Source organism: Polaromonas jejuensis NBRC 106434 (assembly GCF_001598235.1).
GTDB classification, from domain to species: Bacteria; Pseudomonadota; Gammaproteobacteria; order Burkholderiales; family Burkholderiaceae_C; genus Polaromonas; species Polaromonas jejuensis.
Genome location: NZ_BCYO01000021.1, coordinates 1 through 18,624 on the forward strand (window position 1 = coordinate 1; position 18,624 = coordinate 18,624).

15 protein-coding genes and 1 pseudogene are annotated in these 18,624 nt (G+C 64.8%); 6 read left to right on the forward strand and 10 right to left on the reverse strand.

Translation table 11 applies throughout. The features are described from left to right. Positions 1-290: 290 nt before the first annotated feature. Positions 291-1,049 (forward strand): sulfite exporter TauE/SafE family protein, encoded by a 759-nt coding sequence (locus PJE01S_RS18685; protein ID WP_068835169.1) that lies wholly within the window; start codon positions 291-293, stop codon positions 1,047-1,049. An 11-nt stretch (positions 1,050-1,060) separates the two neighbouring features. On the opposite strand, the gene PJE01S_RS18690 is transcribed toward PJE01S_RS18685, so the two are convergent. The 5 genes from PJE01S_RS18690 to PJE01S_RS18710 form a co-directional block, all read right to left on the reverse strand. Beyond that, a complete protein-coding gene (locus PJE01S_RS18690; RefSeq protein ID WP_068835170.1) occupies positions 1,061-3,484 on the reverse strand; it encodes a glycoside hydrolase family 31 protein in 2,424 nt (807 codons plus the stop codon). A 35-nt stretch (positions 3,485-3,519) separates the two neighbouring features. Then, positions 3,520-4,521 (reverse strand): ABC transporter ATP-binding protein, encoded by a 1,002-nt coding sequence (locus tag PJE01S_RS18695; RefSeq protein ID WP_068835171.1) that lies wholly within the window; start codon positions 4,519-4,521, stop codon positions 3,520-3,522. Between the two features lie 122 nt (positions 4,522-4,643). After that, positions 4,644-5,687: a carbohydrate ABC transporter permease gene (locus PJE01S_RS18700; protein WP_068835172.1), complete on the reverse strand. Its 1,044-nt coding sequence runs from the start codon at positions 5,685-5,687 to the stop codon at positions 4,644-4,646. Between the two features lie 21 nt (positions 5,688-5,708). Further along, positions 5,709-6,698, reverse strand: a complete 990-nt coding sequence (locus tag PJE01S_RS18705; protein WP_084389631.1) for a carbohydrate ABC transporter permease — start codon at positions 6,696-6,698, stop codon at positions 5,709-5,711. 58 nt (positions 6,699-6,756) lie between these two features. Further along, positions 6,757-8,070: an ABC transporter substrate-binding protein gene (locus tag PJE01S_RS18710; protein ID WP_245660852.1), complete on the reverse strand. Its 1,314-nt coding sequence runs from the start codon at positions 8,068-8,070 to the stop codon at positions 6,757-6,759. A gap of 223 nt (positions 8,071-8,293) precedes the next feature. Between PJE01S_RS18710 and PJE01S_RS18715 the strand changes: the two genes are divergently transcribed. After that, positions 8,294-9,328: a LacI family DNA-binding transcriptional regulator gene (locus PJE01S_RS18715; protein ID WP_068835173.1), complete on the forward strand. Its 1,035-nt coding sequence runs from the start codon at positions 8,294-8,296 to the stop codon at positions 9,326-9,328. Positions 9,329-9,364: 36 nt separating this feature from the next. Beyond that, positions 9,365-9,481, forward strand: a pseudogene (locus PJE01S_RS25280) (sulfite exporter TauE/SafE family protein); the annotation flags it as partial. Positions 9,482-9,523: 42 nt separating this feature from the next. On the opposite strand, the gene mrdA reads toward PJE01S_RS25280, so the two are convergent. The 4 genes from mrdA to PJE01S_RS18735 form a co-directional block, all read right to left on the reverse strand. Continuing rightward, on the reverse strand, positions 9,524-11,611 hold the full coding sequence (gene mrdA, locus PJE01S_RS18720) for a penicillin-binding protein 2 (protein ID WP_068835174.1): 2,088 nt from the start codon (positions 11,609-11,611) through the stop codon (positions 9,524-9,526). Between the two features lie 106 nt (positions 11,612-11,717). Beyond that, positions 11,718-12,236, reverse strand: coding sequence for a rod shape-determining protein MreD (gene mreD, locus PJE01S_RS18725; RefSeq protein WP_068835175.1), 519 nt, complete (start codon positions 12,234-12,236; stop codon positions 11,718-11,720). Beyond that, positions 12,233-13,153 (reverse strand): rod shape-determining protein MreC, encoded by a 921-nt coding sequence (gene mreC / locus PJE01S_RS18730; protein ID WP_068835176.1) that lies wholly within the window; start codon positions 13,151-13,153, stop codon positions 12,233-12,235. The genes mreD and mreC overlap by 4 nt, the downstream gene beginning before the upstream one ends. 65 nt (positions 13,154-13,218) lie before the next feature. Next, positions 13,219-14,262: a rod shape-determining protein gene (locus PJE01S_RS18735; RefSeq protein WP_068835177.1), complete on the reverse strand. Its 1,044-nt coding sequence runs from the start codon at positions 14,260-14,262 to the stop codon at positions 13,219-13,221. 307 nt (positions 14,263-14,569) lie between these two features. On the opposite strand from PJE01S_RS18735, the gene gatC reads away from it, so the two are divergent. The 3 genes from gatC to gatB are packed head-to-tail and all read left to right on the forward strand — an operon-like array spanning position 14,570 to position 17,849. Further along, positions 14,570-14,869 (forward strand): Asp-tRNA(Asn)/Glu-tRNA(Gln) amidotransferase subunit GatC, encoded by a 300-nt coding sequence (gene gatC, locus PJE01S_RS18740; RefSeq protein ID WP_068835178.1) that lies wholly within the window; start codon positions 14,570-14,572, stop codon positions 14,867-14,869. Continuing rightward, the gene (gene gatA, locus PJE01S_RS18745) at positions 14,866-16,386 is read left to right on the forward strand and encodes an Asp-tRNA(Asn)/Glu-tRNA(Gln) amidotransferase subunit GatA (RefSeq protein ID WP_068835179.1); all 1,521 of its coding nucleotides are present in this window, start codon (positions 14,866-14,868) and stop codon (positions 16,384-16,386) included. The genes gatC and gatA overlap by 4 nt, the downstream gene beginning before the upstream one ends. A 5-nt stretch (positions 16,387-16,391) precedes the next feature. Continuing rightward, complete coding sequence (gene gatB, locus PJE01S_RS18750) at positions 16,392-17,849, forward strand: Asp-tRNA(Asn)/Glu-tRNA(Gln) amidotransferase subunit GatB (protein WP_068835230.1); 1,458 nt, start codon at positions 16,392-16,394, stop codon at positions 17,847-17,849. Between the two features lie 108 nt (positions 17,850-17,957). On the opposite strand, the gene PJE01S_RS18755 is transcribed toward gatB, so the two are convergent. After that, on the reverse strand, positions 17,958-18,623 hold the full coding sequence (locus tag PJE01S_RS18755) for a DUF4124 domain-containing protein (protein WP_084389632.1): 666 nt from the start codon (positions 18,621-18,623) through the stop codon (positions 17,958-17,960). Position 18,624: the final 1 nt, after the last annotated feature.

Sequence of the window (18,624 nt, forward strand, 5' to 3'; positions counted from 1 at the left end):
CTAAGCCAGTGCGTGGCGCTACATTGGAGGTCTTGCTGACGAGCCCTGCTGCTCGCAACGCGAGGAGCCGAGGAGACATTAAAAGCAATTACACAAGCAAACAAACATTCCACGAGGTGTTTTTTTGACAAAAGCGCTGGTAACCCCAGCGCTTTTTTTATGCCCGCCAGGATTCAGCCATGGCACCGCCTGTTTCACCTAAAAAGGCCAGCAGCCCTTTATTTACGGGCGTCACCAGCTATCAATAGTGCAGCAAATAGCCCCCTGGAGGGAGTGAGACAATCCCCGGCATGGAATTATTCTTTGTCTCGTTCGCCTCCCTGCTGGCCGGTTTTGTGGATGCCATCGTGGGCGGCGGCGGCCTGATTCTGGTGCCCACCCTGTTTGCCGTCTTTCCCACCACGCACCCCGCCACCCTGTTTGGCGTGAACAAGGGGGCCTCCATTTGGGGCACCGGCGTGGCCACGGTCCAATATGCCCGGCGTGTCAACATGCGCTGGGCTGCGCTGCTGCCGGCCGCCGCGGCGGGATTTTGCGGCTCGCTGGCCGGTGCCTGGCTGGTGACCGTCATCTCGCCGGGCTTTTTACGCAAGGCCCTGCCCTTTGTCTTGCTGGCGGTGCTGGCCTACACGCTGGTGAAAAAGGAGCTGGGCCGCCACCACACGCCGCGCTTCACCGGCCGCGCCGAAACGGCTGCGGCCTGCTGCATTGGCCTGCTGCTGGGCTTTTACGACGGCTTTTTCGGCCCCGGCACCGGCAGCTTTTTCGTTTTTTTGTTCGTGCGCTGGCTGGGCTATGACTTCCTGAACGCCTCGGCCTCGGCCAAGCTGCTCAACACGGCCACCAACCTGGCGGCGCTGGCGCTGTTTGCGTACAAGGGCCATGTCTGGTGGCATTTCGCCCTGACCATGGCCGTGGCCAATGTGGCGGGCAGCCTGCTGGGCACGCGGCTGGCGCTCAGGCATGGCGCGAGTTTTGTACGCTTGGTGTTTATCCTGGTGGTCAGCGCACTGATTTTGAAGACCGGCTACGACGCGTTCCTGCGCTGAGCCTGGGTTGCCTACAGCTTCAGGGTCAGTTGCCGCCACGGGCCCTCGGTGGCGTCCTGCACCAGCGTGGCCCCTGCAAAGCTGAGCATGCGCGCCCCGGCTGCGGGCAGTCGCAGCACCAGACTGTCTTGCACGGGTGGCCGTGCGCCTTCCCGGGCGACGGCAATGTGCAGGCGCTGAGGCGTGCACGTCACCTGCAGGCGCCACTGCCCATAAGCCCCGCCGCGCCAGGCCTGCGTGAGGCCGTCGTCTTCAAAACACGTGGCCTCGAACTGACCCTCGCCCTGGTACGGAAACACCTGGAAGCCGCGCAGGTCCTCGATCTGCCCGAAATGGATTTCGCCCAAGTTGAGCGGCACGGCGCAGCCTTCGCGCGCCAGCAGCGGCGGCGGGCCGTCCAGCGGTGCGTCCAGGCTCACCCACTGGCCAGCGGCCAGGTAGCGGGCGCTGTGCCAGTCGTACCAGCCCCCGGTGCCGGGCAGCCACACCCGGCGCTCGTGCTGGCCGGGCTCCACCACGGCCGCCACCAGCAGGTTGGGGCCGAGCAGCATGTCGTCGTTTTCATCGAAGCAGCGCGCGTCTTCGGGGAAGTCGTGGTAGGTCGGCCGGATGATGGGCTCGTAGGCGCTGTGGTAGCGCCACACCAGGTCGTACAGGTAGGGCATGAGCCGGCAGCGCAGGTGGATCAACTCGCGGACCTGGGGCGTGACCTCGGGGTACATCCAGGGTTCGTTCACGGTCTTATCGTCGTTCCATGAATGAATGCTGAAGCGCGGCAGGAAGATGCCGTACTGCACCCAGCGTACCAGCAGCTCGGGGCCGGGCGCGGGGCCTGAGAAGCCGCCGATGTCGTGCCCGGTGTTGGACACGCCCGACATGGCCAGGCCCAGGCCCATGCGGATGTTGTAGCGCAGGGTTTCCCAGGCGGTGTAGTTGTCGCCCGACCAGGTCTGCACATAACGCTGCATGCCGGCCGCGCCCGAGCGCGACACGAGGTAGGGCCGGTCTTGCGGTGCGAATTCGGTTTGTGCGGCGTGCGAGGCCTGCATCATCAGCAGGGTCTGCAGTGGCCGGGCTTCGCGCGCCGCGCGCGGCGTGCCGAAGCCGTGGACTCGCGCCTGGTCGCTCCAGATCTCGAATTCGTTGTTGTCGTTCCAGGTGGCGGGAATGCCGAACTGGAGCAGCTGCTCGGTGACCTGCCGCTTCCACCAGGCGATGGTCGCGGGGTTGGTGAAGTCGAGGTAGGCGCCGGTGCCGTCCCAGAACTGCACGGCGGTGGGCTGCCCGTCCGGGTCCTGCACCAGCAGGCCGGCCTGCCTGGCCTCTTCGAAGCGCGGGTGGTCGCGCAGCAGCGCGGGCTTGATGTTGGGCACCAGGCGCACGCCGCGGTCGAGGTAGCTCTGCACGAAGCGCGCCGGATCGGGGAATTTCTCGCGGTTCCAGTGGAACACGTAGCGGCCGGGGCCGATGGAGGTGTAGCCCGAGGAGAGGTGAAACGAATCACAGGGGATGTCGTGCTCCGCGCAGCGCTCGAGGAACTCCCCCATGCGCTCCTGCGCGTTCGGCGCGTCGGTATAACTCATGGTCGAGCCGGAGTAGCCGAGCGCGTAGCGCGGCGGAAAGATCGGCCGGCCGGTGAGCCAGGTGTAGCGGCGGGTGATCGCGGCCGGGTCGGCACCGGCGATGTAGTAGAGGTCGAGGTCGCCGTGGTCGGCCACGAAGTAGCGGTAGTGGCCGTGGTAGTTGTCCATCTCGCGGCCCATGTCGAAGCTGCAGTCGGACAGGGTGTCGTAGAACAGGCCATAACACAGGCTCGACAGGCCCGCGTCCTGCTCGACGCCCTTGCGGGTGATGTAGAACGGGATGTGCTTGTACAACGGGTCGGTGCTGCGCGCGCTGTAACCCATGGGGTCGAGGTTGCACATGCGGTAGCGCTGGCCGGCGCGGTTGGCGTCGCCGGCGCGTTCCCCCAGGCCGAAATAGGCCTCGCCGCGATCGCGCTGCAGGTAGTGGTAGACGCGCTCGTCCCACCAGCCGAAGTTGTAGCTCTGGGTGGGACGGTCGGCGGCGGTGGCTTGCCACTGGCCGTGGTGCTGGCTTTCCCAGCGGCAGAAGAAGCCTTCGAGCGCGATGGTCAAGCGGACCGACTTGGTGGTGATGCGCAGCTGCGCGGCGTCTTGTGTCAGTTCGAAGGTCGGCAGGGAAAAGCCACTCACATCGAAGCGGTCGCGGCCTTCGACGGGCAGATTTTCCAGGCCCGGCGCGACCGTCCAGGTGCGCGGCATCTGCAACTGGCCTTGCGGCAGCACCAGTACGCGCACGATGTCTTCTTCAAGCACCCAGATGTGGGCCACGGCGCCGCCGGCGCTGTTCAGGACGAGGTGGTTGCCGCTGCGCGATTGCAGGGCGAATACGGGAGCTTGGTCGAGGCGCATGGTCGGCTTCTCAGGATTTGGTGGAGGCGTGACGCTCAAAGACGCAGGCCGTTCTGGTCGAAATAATGCAGGTGTTCCGCGGGCGCGCTCACCTTGACGGTGTCGCCGCGCTGGATGGAGGTCTGGCCGTTCAGGATGAGTTCGAAAGGCCCGTCGGCCACCACGTGGCCGTGCAGGATGCTGGTGCTGCCCAGTTGCTCGACCTGCGACACCGTCATCTGCAGAGGACCGTCCTGGACCAGCTGCGCGTGTTCCGGGCGGATGCCCACGGTGTGTGTGCCGGGCTTGGCGCCGGGCATCTGCGCCACCGGCACGAAGTTCATGCGCGGGCTGCCGATGAAGCCGGCCACGAACTGGTTGCAGGGCCGGTTGTACAGCTCCAGCGGCGAGCCGACCTGCTCGATGCGGCCGGCGCGCAGGACCACGATCTTGTCGGCCATGGTCATGGCCTCGACCTGGTCGTGGGTGACGTAGACCATGGTGGCGCCCAGGCGGGCGTGCAGGTCGCGGATCTCCGCGCGCATGGACACGCGCAGCTCGGCGTCCAGGTTGGACAGGGGTTCGTCGAACAGGAACAGTTTCGGCTCACGCACAATGGAGCGGCCGATGGCCACGCGCTGGCGCTGGCCGCCCGAGAGCTGGGTCGGCTTGCGCTGCAGCAGCGGCGCGAGTTGCAGCATGGTGGCGGCGGCGTTGACCTTGCTTTCGATGACCGACTTGGCCACGCCCAGGTTCTCCAGGCCGAAGGCCATGTTGTCGTAGACGCTCATGTGCGGGTACAGCGCATAGGACTGGAACACCATGGAGCAGCCGCGGTGCGCGGCCGAGACCTCGTTGACACGCTGGCCGTCGATGCGGATGTCGCCGCTGCTGGCCGGCTCCAGCCCCGAGATGATGCGCAGCAGCGTGGATTTTCCGCAGCCCGAGGGGCCGACGAAGACCACGAATTCACCGTCGGAAACGGTCAGGTCCACACCATGGATGATGGTGGTCTTGTCGAAGGTTTTGACGACGCTGGCGAGTTCAAGAGTAGCCACGAGAAAGTCCTATGGGGGTTGTTCCGTTTCTCAATCAATCGTGAACGCGAAGCCGAAGCGCAGACAGTACAGACGTACGGCAGGCGAAGGCGACAAAGTGCACGGTTGATTCAGGAATGGAGTTACTTCACACCGGCGCTGGCGATGCCGGTGGCGATGTACTTCTGCAAAAAGGTGAAGACCAGGCTGATCGGGATCAAGGTGATGACGGTCATGGCCAGCAGGTAATGCCACTGCGTGTTGAGTTCGCCCTGGAAGGCGTTGAGCGCGAGCTGCAGGGTGAAATGTTCCGACTTGGACAGCACGATCAACGGCCAGAGGAAGTCGTTCCAGCGCCACATGAAGGAGAAGATGGCCAGCACCGCCATGGCCGGCGCGGCCAGCGGCAGGATGATCTTCCAGTAGATGCGCCATTCGCTGGCGTTGTCCATGCGCGCGGCCTCCAGCAGTTCGTCGGGAATGGTCAACATGTACTGGCGCAGCAGGAACACGCCGGTGGGCGTGGCCACGGCAGGCAGGATCACGCCCCACAGGTTGTTCAGCAGGCCCATGCCCGAGATCACCAGGAAGGCCGGCACCAGGATGATGGTGGGCGGGATCATCAGGGTGGCGATGATCAGCACGAACACCGTCTTCTGGCCGGTGAACTGGTATTTGGACAGCGCGAAGGCCGCCATCGAGTTGAACAGCAGCGTGATGAGGGTGGCGACCACGGTGATGAACACGCTGTTCCACAGGTAGGTGCCGAAGGCGAACTTGCCGAACAGCTCGGTGTAGTTGCCGCCCGCGAACTTGAGCGCATTGACCGGCTGGCGGTCATTGATGTTGACGCGGATTTCGGTCTGCGGCTGCTGCGGGTCGACCATGGTGGCCATGATGCCGATGCGGCGCACCTGGGCCAGTTCACGCGTCTGGCCTTGCTCGTCCTTGGCCAGGAACAGCGGCAGGGGTTTCTCGTGGCCGGCCACCACCACCTCTTTCTGGCTGTAGGGCAGGAAACTCGGAGGGAACTGGGTCAGCGCGCTTTCGGTCTTGAAAGACGACATGACCAGCCACAGCACCGGGCCGAACATCACGATCAGGCCCATCAGCAGGTAGGCGTAGGACAGCCAGTCCGTCCAGTGCAAACGGTTGCGGCCGCGGGTACGGGTGAGGAAATTCGCCATCGCTCGATCCTTGTTTCTCGCTTATTTCTTCACTTTGCCGGCGTCGCCGGCCTTGGACAGCCGCAGCTGCGCCAAGGTCAGGCCCATCAGGCCGACGGCCAGGATCAGCGAGGCCGCAGCCGCCAGGCCGTAGAGGTGGATCTGCTCGGCAAAACCCGTCTGGTAGATGTACTGCACGATGAAGGTGGTGGCCGAGCCCGGGCCGCCGCCGGTGAGCACGAAGGCTTCGTCAAAGGTTTGCACCGCGCGGATCATCACCAGCACCAGCACCACGATCAGGTTGGGCATCAGCAGCGGCAGGGTGATGCGCGTCAACACGCGCCACGGCGGGGCGGCATCCATCTCGGCGGCCTCGTACACGTCCTTCGGGATGGCCTGCAGGCCGGCCAGCAGGATCAGGGTGTAGAAACCCATGTGGGCCCAGATCGACACCACCACCACCCAGAAGAAGGCCCACTGGCGGTCCAGCAGCCAGTCCATCGGCGTGCTCCCCATGGCCACCAGGCCGGCGTTGAACACACCCTGGCTTTGCAGCAGCCATTTCCAGATCAGCGCCACCACCACGGGCGACAGCAGTACGGGATAGAAGAACACGCCGCGCCAGAAGCCGCGGCCGATGATCTTGCGGTTCAGCACCAGGGCCGTCACCAGCGAGAAGAACACCATCAACATCACTTGCATCAGGCTGAACTGGACGGTGTTGAAGATAGAGCGCCAGAAAATGTCGGTGCGGCAGGTCTGCAGGTCGGCGTAGTCGCGGCATTCGAGCAGGATGGAGAAATTCTCCAGTCCGGTGAATGGGCGCTGCGTGGGCAGCAGATTCACGCCGCCAGTGACCACGTACACGAGGTTCACCACGATCGGCAGGAAGGTGAAGATGCTGATCACCACCAGGTTGGGCCCGACGAAGAGCCAGCCGATGCGCGAGGCACCGAGCCATTTCTGGCCCAGCCGGAAGACCGGCTCGAACAGGTTGAAGCAAAAGCCCAGCAGGCTGGAAAACACCGACATACCGACTCCTATCCATCACCCCGACCGGGCCCGCCATGCATCGGGCTTTTGCTCCCGTTCATTTCTCGGCCTGCTTGACCGCTTCGGTCATGTCCGCGCTGATCTTGGTGACGGCTTCGTCCACGCTGATTTCACCCACGATGGCCTGGGTGACGCGGGTCACGGTGGGCAGCATCAGGGCGCGGTTGTACTTGTAGCCCTGCAGGGCATAGGCCGCCGGCGCCAGCGTTGCGGTGCCGCTGGTGAATACGCCGAGCGCCGCTTGCGCCGCAGGACCTGCGGAGGGGTAGCTCACGCCCTTCTTGGCGACACCCGCGTGGGCCGGGATGTTGTTGGTCCGGGAGACGAATTCGGCGACGTTGGCTTCCTGCGCCATGAAGTCGAGGAACTGGCCCACCTCCTTGGGCGACTTGGTGGTCTTCAAGGCCACCCAGGCGGCGCCGCCGGGCATGCCGGAGCAGGCGGCCGGGCCGCACGGATTGGGCGCGGCCACCCAGTCGAACGCATTGCCGATTTCTTTTTGCATGCGGTTGATCTGCCAGGAGCCCGACAGGATCATCACCAGCCGGCCGTTCTTGAACTCGCCCACGGTGTCGGCATAGCTGGAGCCACCCGAGCCGCCCCACACGTCCTTGAGCATGGTGCCGTCCTTGTGCCAGCCGACGAACTTGCCCACCGCGGTCTTGTAGCCCGGGTCCAATGCCAGGTTGCCCTTGGCGTCGAAAATCTTGGCGCCGTAGCTGATGGCCGGTCCGGCGAAGCGGTGGCCGGAACGGTCCCAGGCCATGGCCGCCGGCGTCTGGGTTGCCTTGGCCACTTTGCGGCTGGCGTCCACCCACTCTTCCCAAGTGGCTTTCGGGCCGGGCATTGGCACCTTGGCTTGTTCAAACAGCGTCTTGTTGACGAACGGGCCGGTCATGGTCAGCTGCGACAGGAAGCCGTAGATGCCCTTGTCGCCCGCCTTGTTGCGCATCCAGGGCAGGGTGCTGCCGAAGTTGGCTTCCCAGTACTTGCGGTCTTTCACGTAGGGGCCTATGTCGAGGTAGTTCTTCGACAGGCCGCCGATTTCGGCCACGCGCGCGATGTCGGGCCCCTGCCCCGCAGCGAGCTGGATCGGCAACTGCTCGACGACCGTCTTGTAGGGCACCACGTCCAGGATCACCTTGGCGCCGGCATGCTGGGCTTCATAACGCTTGATGAGCTCGGCCGTGACGTCGCATTCATTGCCATCCTGGTAGCACATGACGCGGATGTCAGCGAACGCGGCGGCAGGCAGCACGGCAGCGGCCAGGCCCAGCACGCCCACGCCGAAGGCGGCTTTGACAGGACGCGGCACGATGGATGGGCGCAAAGTATTGGAATGGAGCTTCATATGTCTTGCCTCTTTCTTGCTGTGTAGGGTTTAGCGGACCATGGCATGGTGCGACCTGGAACTGGATGGTGCGAGATTTTCTTCTGTTATCGTTAACATACCGGGTAATACTAGCGCCCATGCCTCACTAGAAAACAGAGGGTTTACCCCTATATTTAGGCTTGTTTCGCAAGAAAATGGCGGTGTACCGGCTTGTTTACCAACATTGTTATTGATAACAATCATGACTGAATGGTCCGGCTTTCTGGTACACAATCTCTCCATGTCGCAAGCCTTCACTGTTCACGATATCGCCCGGCTCGCCGGAGTGTCCGCCATGACGGTTTCGCGCGCCCTCAACCATCCGGAGCGGGTATCACCCGCACTGCTGGCCCAGGTGCTGGAAGTGGTGCGCCGCACGGGTTTTGTGCCCAACGGCATGGCTGGCGGCCTGCGTTCATCGCGTGCGCGCCTGGTCGCGGCGGTGCTGCCCACGCTGGTGGGACCGGTGTTCCAGGAGACCATCCAGTCGCTCAACCAGACGCTGGACGCTCATGGCTACCAACTGATGATTGGACAAAGCGGCTACAACGAATCACGCGAAGATGCACTGCTCGACGCCATCATCCGCCGCCGACCTGACGGCATCGTGCTCACCGGCATCATGCACTCTGCCGCCGGCCGCCGCCAGTTGCTCGCCTCGGGCATCCCGGTGGTGGAAACCTGGGACTTGACGCCCACACCGATCGACATGCTGGTCGGCTTCTCGAACGAGGAAATCGGCGCCTCGGCATGCGCCTACCTGCAGCAGCGGGGTTACCGCCGGCCGGCACTGATCTGTGGCGGCGACGAGCGGGCACAGCGGCGGGCCGCTGGCTTCCAGCGCATGGCCCGCACCCTGGGTTGGGAGGCCGAACTGCCGGTTTATCTCGCACCCGCCCCCGCCACCCTCGCCTCTGGCCGGGCCGGGCTGTCGGATCTGTTGGCCCGCGCCAGCGGCATCGATGCGGTGTTCTGCAGTTCCGACATGCTGGCGCTGGGCGTGCTCATCGAGGCTCAGGCACGCGGCTTGGCCGTGCCCCAGCAGTTGGCCATCGTGGGGCTGGGGGATCTGGAATTTGCCGCCAGCCTGCAGCCGGCGCTGACCACGGTGCGCATTGACGGCACCCGCATTGGCCAGACGGCGGCGCACTACATCATTGACCGCGCCGAGGGCCATGCCATCGCCCAGCCCATCGTTGATATCGGCTTTACCATCGTCGAACGCGCCACGGCTTGAGGCCGGTCACCACGCCACGCCTGCGTCTTGCCGGACAGCCTGATGGGCACGCGCATGGCGCTCAGGCATGGTGCCGCATTTGTGCGCGTGGTGTTTATCCTGGTGGTCAGCGCGCTAATCCTGAAAACCGGGTTTGACGCCTTCCTGAAATAGCCGGGCCCGGCAGCAGCGGCCGTTCGGGCCCTTGTTCGCGCCCTAATCCGGCTTGGCGCCTGGCAGAGGCGCTGGTGGCGCCGGCTGCGCCGGTTTGCCGGTGGCTTCGGCCAGGGCCGCCTTGGCGGTTTTGGCCACCTCAAGCCCTTTTTCCGTGGCGGCCTGCGGCGCAGCGCCGGCACCGTCGGCGGCCAGCAGGCCGACCATGTCGGCCGCGCGGCGCGGCTTGCCTATGGGAGCAGCGGCCAGCCCCTTTTGCACCGCCACCATGTCTTCCTCGCTGGGGTACTGGCCCATCAGCACGTAATCAAACACCCGCCGCGCGATCGGTGCCGCCACGCCGGCCCCCCAGCCGGCGTTTTCCACGATCACCGCCAGCGCGATCTTGGGGTTGTCGGCCGGTGCAAACGCCATGTACAGCGCGTGGTCGCGCTGGTGCTCTTCCAGCCTGGCCTTGTTGTATTTTTCTTTCTGGCCTATGGTCACCGCCTGCGCCGTGCCGGTCTTGCCGCCTGAGAGGTAAGCCGCACCGGCAAACACCCGGGTGGAGGTCCCCCCCTGCGTCACGCCCACCAGGGCCTTGCGCACGACCGCCACGTTCTCGGGCTTGAAGCCCAGATCAACCGGTGGATCGGCCGGCAGCGGATGCAGCGCGCCGGTCACGGTGTCCTGCGTCGCCATCACCAGGCGTGGCTTGTGCTTGATGCCGTTGTTGGCCAGCGCGGCGGTGGCCTGCGCCAGCTGCAGCATGGTGAAGCTGTTGTAGCCCTGGCCAATGCCCAGCGAGATGGTCTCCCCGGCGAACCACTTCTGCTGCGCGGCGCGTTTGAAATAGCCGCGCTTCCAGGCCTGGTTGGGCAGCACCCCGCGCACTTCGCCGTTGATGTCTATACCGGTGATCTGCCCAAAGCCCAGCGGCGCCATGAAGTCGTGAATGGCTTCCACGCCCAGTTCGTTGGCCAGCGAGTAGAAATACACATTGCTGGACTCGACAATGGCGCGGTTCATGTCCATGATGCCGCCGCGCTCGTTCTCGGGGCTGCCGAAGCGGTGGCCGCCAAACATGTAAAAGCCCGGGTCGTTGACCAAGGCCGTGGGTGAGCGCTTGCCGGTCTGCAAGGCGGCCATGGCCATGAAGGGCTTGTAGGTCGAGCCCGGCGGGTAGGTGCCGCGCAGCGCCCGGTTCAGCAGCGGCTTGTCGAGCGATTCATTCAAGGCCTGCCAGCTCTCCTGGTCGATGCCGTCCACAAACAGGTTGGGATCAAAGGTCGGCTTGCTGACAAACGCCAGCACCTCGCCGGTTTTCGGGTCCAGCGCCACCAGCGCGCCGCGCCGCGAGCCGAACATGTCCTCCACCAGTTTTTGCAGGCCGATGTCCAAAGACAGCATCACGGTGTTGCCGGGCGTGGCGGGATTGCTGGCCAGCCTGCGCACGGCGCGCCCGCCCGCCGAGGTTTCCATCTGCTCGACGCCGGTGGTGCCGTGCAGCTGCTGCTCGAAACTCTGCTCCACCCCCAGCTTGCCGATGTAGTCGGTGCCGCGGTAATTGCCCTCATCGTCGCTGTCGTCGATTTTTTCCTTTTCCGCCTGGTTGATGCGGCCTATGTAGCCCACCACATGGCTGGCCAGTTCGCCGTAGGGATAGCTGCGGAACAGCCGTGCCTTGATGTCGACGCCGGGAAAGCGAAAGCGCTGCGCAGTAAACCGGGCCACTTCCGCGTCGCTCAGGCGCGTGCGTATGGGCAGGGATTCAAAGTTTTTCGCCTCTTCGCGCAGGCGCTTGAAGCGCCGCTTGTCGCGCGGCTGGATGTCCACGAGCTTCTCCAGCGCGGTGATGGTTTCCTCCAGGTTGCCGACCTTGGAGGGCGTGATCTCCAGCGTGTAAGCCGAGTAGTTGCTCGCCAGCACCACGCCGTTGCGGTCCAGAATCAGGCCCCGGTTGGGCACGATGGGCACGATGGCCGTGCGGTTGTTCTCTGCCTGGTCGCTCAGGTCCTCGTGGCGGTATACCTGCAGGTAAACAAGCCGCATCGCCAGCAGGGCAAAGGCGCACAGCACCACCAGGCCCGCCACCAGCACGCGCGTGCGAAAGCGGTACAGGTCGGCTTCGACGTTGCGCAATTCAGTCATGACTGGAAGTGCCCCCACGGCCGCTCACTGCGTGTAGCTCCCTGCCCCCCGCGGGGGGCAGCGCATTACACGCAGCCGAAGGTGAAGTGAAAAGCGTGGGGGCCATTTATAGCGGGCGATTCTCGTCCGGGTTGGGCGCGCGGCGCTGCGGCACGAGCAGCAGCACGCTGACCACCGGCCAGAGCAGGGCCTCGGCCAATGGCGCCACCAGCATGATCCAGCCCGGGAAAATGCCCCCGCCCATCATGCGGATGAGGAGTTCCATGGCGTGCGCCACGGCAAACAGCGGCAACACCTGCACGGCCTGCGACGGCACCGTGAACCAGAGCAGTCGGCGGTGAATCAGGGCGGCAAAAAAACTCAGCGCCGTGTAGGACAGGGCATGCTGGCCCAGCAGCGAAGACTGGTGCACATCCATGCCCAGCCCAAACATGAAGGCCAGGCCAATCCCCACGCGCAGCGGCTGGTGCACATTCCAGAAGACCAGCACCAGGGCCAGAAAATCGGGCATCCAGGGCACGCGCCCCAACGGCAGCATGTCCAGCAGCAGTGCCGCGATCAGGCTGCACCAGATGAACACCGGGTTGGCGGGCAGCAGCAGCTGCTGGCCGGAGCGCATGATCATTTGGCGGCCCCCCTCTTTGGCGGAGCGGCCGGCGCATTGCTGACCGGCCGCGGCGGTATCTGGTTGCCGACGGGCTTGACCACCATGACATGCCGCGCGCCTGTGACGAGCGCTTGCGGCGTGCAGTAAATCTTGGCAAAAGCCGATTCGGCGCGCCGCTCTATGCGGCTGATTTTGGCGACCGGCAGGCCAGGGGGGTAGACGCCATCGATGCCGCTGGTGGTCAGCAGGTCGCCCTCCTGCACGTCCGAATTGCTGCCCATGAAGCGCAGCTCCAGCCCGCTGCCGGCGGCCGCCGGGTCGCCATAGGCCACGCTGCGCGCGCCGGTGCGCATGTTGAGCACGGGAATGGACAGTTCACGGTCCACCAGCAGCGTGACTTCACTGACCAGCGGATGCACCAGCGTGACCTGCCCCAGCACGCCGGACTCGTCGAGAATCGGGGAGCCCACCTCAACGCCCTGGGCCAGACCCTTGTCGATGATGACCTTGCGGGTGTAGGGGTCCGCCGCGTCGTAGAGCACCTCGGCGGCCATGACCGAGGTGGCCAGGTGTTCGCGCAGGTCCAGGAGCTTGCGCAGCCGGCTGTTTTCCTGCGTCAGCTGCTCGACCTGGCTGGCACGCAGCGACTGCAGCGCCAGCTTTTTGCTGGCTTCCCGGCTGTTGGCCTGGGCCTGGCTCAGGCCGGTGAAATACTCGCTGACATTCCTGACCGCGTGCACCGGCTGCAGGGCCAGCCACTGCACCGGGTACAGCGCGGTGGCCAGCACGGCACGCACCGGCTCGGTGACGTGAAACCGGGCGTCAGCCACCATCAAAAACAGCGACAGCGTGCTGAAGAACATCAGCTTGGACAGCGCCGACGGCCCCTGCTTGAAAAAGGGCGGCGGGGATCTGTCAAGGGTTCCTAAGGGCATGGTGCGCTGTCAGGCTGGCCCCGCCTGGTGCGGCGGGGATGCCACACGAAGCGGGGCGTGGGGGGCTATTCCGAGGTGAAGATGGAACCCAGGCGGTCCATGCGCTCCAGCGCGATGCCGCAGCCGCGCACCACGCAGGTCAGCGGGTCTTCGGCCACCAGCACCGCCAGGCCAGTTTCTTCGGCCAGCAGGCGGTCCAGATCGCGCAGCAAGGCGCCGCCGCCGGTCAGCATCATGCCGCGCTCGGCAATGTCGGCGCCCAGTTCGGGCGGCGTATGCTCCAGCGCGGTCTTGACGGCCGACACGATGTTGTTGAGCGGGTCGGTCAGGGCTTCGAGGATTTCGTTGCTCGAAATCGTGAAGCTGCGCGGCACGCCCTCGGACAGGTTGCGGCCCTTGACTTCGATTTCCTTGACTTCAGAGCCCGGAAAGGCCGAACCAATGCTTTTCTTGATGGCCTCGGCGGTCGGCTCGCCGATCAGCATGCCGTAGTTGCGGCGGATGTAGTTGATGATGGCCTCGTCAAAACGGTCGCCGCCGACGCGCACGCTGCCCTTGTAGACCATGCCGCCCAGCGAGATCACGCCGACCTCGGTGGTGCCGCCGCCAATGTCGACGACCATGGAACCGCTGGCTTCCGACACCGGCAGGCCGGCGCCAATCGCGGCGGCCATGGGTTCCTCGATCAGGTAGACGTCGCTGGCACCGGCGCCCAGGGCGCTTTCACGGATGGCGCGGCGCTCGACCTGGGTGGAGCCGCAGGGCACGCAGATGATGATGCGCGGGCTGGGCTTGAACAGGCTGCGCGGATGCACCATCTTGATGAACTGCTTGAGCATCTGCTCGGTCACGGTGAAGTCGGCGATCACGCCGTCTTTCATGGGCCGGATGGCTTCGATGTTGCCGGGCACCTTGCCCAGCATGGCCTTGGCTTCGGAGCCGACGGCCTGGATGGTTTTTTTGCCCTGCGGGCCGCCTTCATGGCGAATCGCCACCACGGACGGCTCATCCAGCACAATACCGTGGTCACGTACAAAAATCAGGGTGTTGGCGGTGCCAAGGTCGATCGCCAGGTCGGTGGAAAAGTACCGACGGAATGATTCAAACATATGCAGGAGTCCGGTTGCGGCATGGGCAAACTTCGTTGCGCCATCGCCTTTTATGATTAGCCAATTTTGAGGAAAGTCAGGCCCAAGCCTTCCGAAACCTGGTTTCCAGCACCTAAAAGGCGCCTAAAGAGTGCATCCGGCACTGATTTCACACCAAAGGCGGGATAATACCGCATCCCCCGTGTTTCCATGGTCCCGCCAGGACCGTTTTTTCAGCTTTACACCTCGTTTCAGCTCCCGTTTTCCACTGTATTTTCGCCCTGTTGCCCCGATCTTTTTTTCCGCATTTCCTTCACACCCTGACCCCATGGCACTGACACCCCAAGACATCGCACGCGTTGCCAACCTGGCGCGGCTGGAGTTGCGTCCCGACGAAACCGAGCACACCCTGCACCAGCTCAACGGCTTTTTCGCACTGGTGGAACAGATGGAGGCCGTCAATACCGACGGCGTGGAGCCGCTGGCCCATCCGGCGGCGGTGATCGGCGAGGTGGCCCTGCGCCTGCGCGAGGACATCGCCAGCGAACCCAACCAGCGCGAGGCCAGCCAGGCCAGCGCTCCGGCCGTCGAACGCGGCCTGTTTCTCGTGCCCAAGGTGATCGAATGAGCCAGCAAGACCTCCACGAACTCGGCGTGGCCGAACTGGCCGCCAGGCTGGCCGCCCGCGACGTTTCCAGCGTCGAAGTCACCCAGCATTTCCTCGCCCGCGTGCAGGCCGAGCAGCTGGGCGCCTTCCTGGCCACCAACGCCGACGTGTCGCTGGCGCAGGCCCGGGCCGCCGACGCGCGGCTGGCCGCCGGCGAGCGCAGCCCCCTGCTGGGTGTTCCGCTGGCCCACAAGGACGTGTTTGTCACCCGCGACTTCCCGACCACGGCCGGCTCGAAGATGCTGGAAAACTACCGCAGCCCCTTTGACGCCACCGTGGTCAGCCGGCTTGGCGTGGGACAACCCGGTACCCAAGGCGGCGCCGGCATGGTGACCCTGGGCAAGCTCAACTGCGACGAGTTCGCCATGGGTTCGGGCAACGACAACAGCGCCTACAAGCCGGTGCAAAACCCCTGGGACCTGAGCCGCGTGCCCGGTGGTTCCTCCGGCGGCTCGGCGGCGGCCGTGGCGGCGCGCCTGGTGCCGGCCGCCACCGGCACCGACACCGGCGGCTCGATCCGCCAGCCGGCGTCCCTGACCGGCATCACCGGCATCAAGCCGACCTACGGCCGCTGCTCGCGCTACGGCATGGTGGCCTTTGCCTCCAGCCTGGACCAGGCCGGCCCGATGGCGCGCAGCGCCCTGGACTGCGCCCTGCTGCTGTCGGCCATGGCCGGCCCCGACCCGGACCGCGACTCGACCTCGCTGGACCTGCCGGCGACCGATTACGCTGCAGATTTAATAGCAGCCACCGCAGGCAGGACGGGTGCCGCTCCCCTGAAAGGCTTGAGAATTGGCCTGCCCAGCCAGTTTTTCGGTGCCGGCTGCGCGCCCGACGTGCTGGCCGCCGTGCGCGGCGCCTTGAGCGAGTTTGAAAAGCTGGGCGCCACCCTGGTGGACGTCAGCCTGCCGCTGACCGAGCTGTCGATTCCGGTGTATTACGTGATCGCGCCCGCCGAAGCCAGCAGCAACCTGAGCCGTTTCGACGGCGTGAGATATGGGCACAGGGCGGCCAACTACAGCGACCTCACCGACATGTACAAGAAGTCGCGCTCGGAAGGCTTTGGCGACGAAGCCACGCGCCGCATCATGATAGGCACCTATGTGCTGTCGCACGGCTACTACGACGCCTACTACCTGAAGGCGCAGAAAATCCGCCGCCTGATCGCCCAGGACTTCCAGAAGGCCTTCAGCCAGTGCGACATCATTGCCGGCCCGGTGTCGCCTACAGTGGCCTGGAAGATCGGCGAAAAATCCGACGACCCGGTGGCCAACTACCTGGCCGACATCTACACCCTGTCGTCCAGCCTGGCCGGCCTGCCCGGCATGAGCGTGCCTGCGGGCTTTGGCGCAGGCGGCCTGCCGGTGGGCCTGCAGCTGATTGGCAACTACTTCAAGGAAGGCCAGCTGCTGGGCGCCGCGCACCAGTTCCAGCTGGCCACCGACTGGCATCAAAAGGCGCCGGAAGTTTCGGCATGACGACCATGAGCAAAGACACAAACTCCCTGTTGGTACAGGGCTACGAAGTCGTGATCGGCTTCGAAACCCACACCCAGCTGACCACCCAGTCGAAAATTTTCAGCCGCGCCTCGACCGCCTTTGGCGCCGAACCCAACACCCAGGCCTCCGCAGTGGACTTTGCCCTGCCCGGCGCCCTGCCGGTCATGAACAAGGGCGCGGTGCAGCGCGCCATCGAGTTCGGCCTGGCAGTGAATGCTCACATTGCAGAAAGCAGCGTGTTCGCGCGCAAGAACTACTTCTACCCCGACCTGCCCAAGGGCTACCAGATCAGCCAGTTCGAGATTCCGGTGGTGCAGGGCGGCGTGGTCGAGTTTTACCTGGGCGACGAGAAAAAATCGGTGCGCCTGGTGCGCGCCCACCTCGAGGAAGATGCCGGCAAGTCGCTGCACGAGGACTTCATAGGCATGAGCGGCATAGACCTGAACCGCGCCGGCACGCCGCTGCTGGAAATCGTCACCGAGCCCGACATGCGCTCCTCCGCCGAGGCCGTGGCCTACGCCAAGGAGCTGCACAAGATCGTCACCTGGATAGGCATTTGCGACGGCAACATGCAGGAAGGCAGCTTCCGCTGCGACGCCAACGTGTCGGTGCGCAAGCCCGGCGCGCCGCTGGGCACGCGCCGCGAGATCAAGAACCTGAACAGCTTCAAGTTCATGCAGCAGGCCATCGACTTTGAGGTGCGCTGGCAGATCGAGCAGATCGAGGACGGCCACGCCATCCAGCAGGCCACCGTGCTGTTTGACCCGGACACCGGCGAGACGCGCGCCATGCGCACCAAGGAAGACGCCGCCGACTACCGCTATTTCCCCGACCCGGATCTGCCGCCGTTGGTGATTGGCCGCGACTGGGTGGAGCGCACACGCGCCGAGATGTCCGAGCTGCCGCGCGTGATGGCGGCGCGCTTTGTCAAGGATTACGGCCTGCCCGAGTACGACGCCGGCCAGCTGACGCAGAGCAAGGCCACCGCCGCCTACTTCGAGGCCGTGGCGTCGGCGAGCAAAAGCCCCAAGCTGGCCAGCAACTGGGTGATGGGCGAGCTGTCACGCCGCCTGAATGCCGAAGAAAAGTCGATTGAGGCCTCGGCGGTCAGCACGGCGCAGCTGGCGCAACTGATAGGCCGGATTGCCGACGGCACCATCTCCAACAACGCCGCCCGCCAGGTGTTCGAGGCCTTGTGGACCGGCGCAGGCCAGGACGTGGATGCGCTGATCGAGGCCAAGGGCCTCAAGCAGATGAGCGACACCGGCGAGCTGGAAAGAATCATCGACGCGGTGCTGGCGGCCAACGCCAAGAACGTCGAAGAGGTGAAGGCCGGCAATGCCAAGGCCTTCAACGCCCTGGTCGGCCAGGCCATGAAGGCCACCAAGGGCAAGGCCAATCCGGCGCAGGTCAACGAGTTGCTGAAGAAAAAACTGGCTTGATGACGGCGGGCGCTGGCCCGGTATGCCCTTACGGCGCAAAATCGCTATGAAAAATATAGCTGCTTGCGCCCGTATTGATTGGGCCAGAGGCCGATCTCTCTCAAGGAATCAGTTCTTGGAAGCCGTCTTGGAGGCGCCCGGCGCATCGGCAGGCGCCCTGCCCGCCAGTGCCCACAGCTGTCTGAGCTTGACCAGTTCTTCATCAAAGCGCTGGTTGATGCGCTGTTTTTCCAGATTCTGGTCGGCAATGAATCTCTTTTGCACGGCCGCGCTGTTGTCGTTTTCCTCGATCCGGCGCTTCAGGGCCGGGGGGGCCTTGCTCGGGTCCTTGACGTAAAACTCCAGCTCGGCATTGATGGCCTTTCGCTGCTCGGCCAGCTCGACGGTTCGTTTGCTGGAGGCCTTGATGACCTCATCCACCTGGCTCAGCGCCGTGCTGCGCTCCTGGTCGTGCACCGCGCGGTTGGGATAGCGCAGCAGCAGGGCCCGGTCGCGGCGCTTGTCTTCGGCCTCGCGGGCCCGCGCCTCGGCGGCGAGCTTGTCTTTTTCGTCCTGGGCGGCGCGCTCCTGGGCGGTGAGCGAGGGCCCCAGCTCGCGCCTGATGGTGCCGGTATGCGTCAACTCGCGCTGCGTGCGGTCTATGCACTCAATGATGGGGCGGTCCGCCGTGATCGTGCGGCCCTTGCCATCGACACAGCTGTAGATGTTTTGCGCTGAAACCTGGCCGTCCAGGCACGCGGCCAGCGCCAGACCCACGGTAAATGCAGTTCGCAAG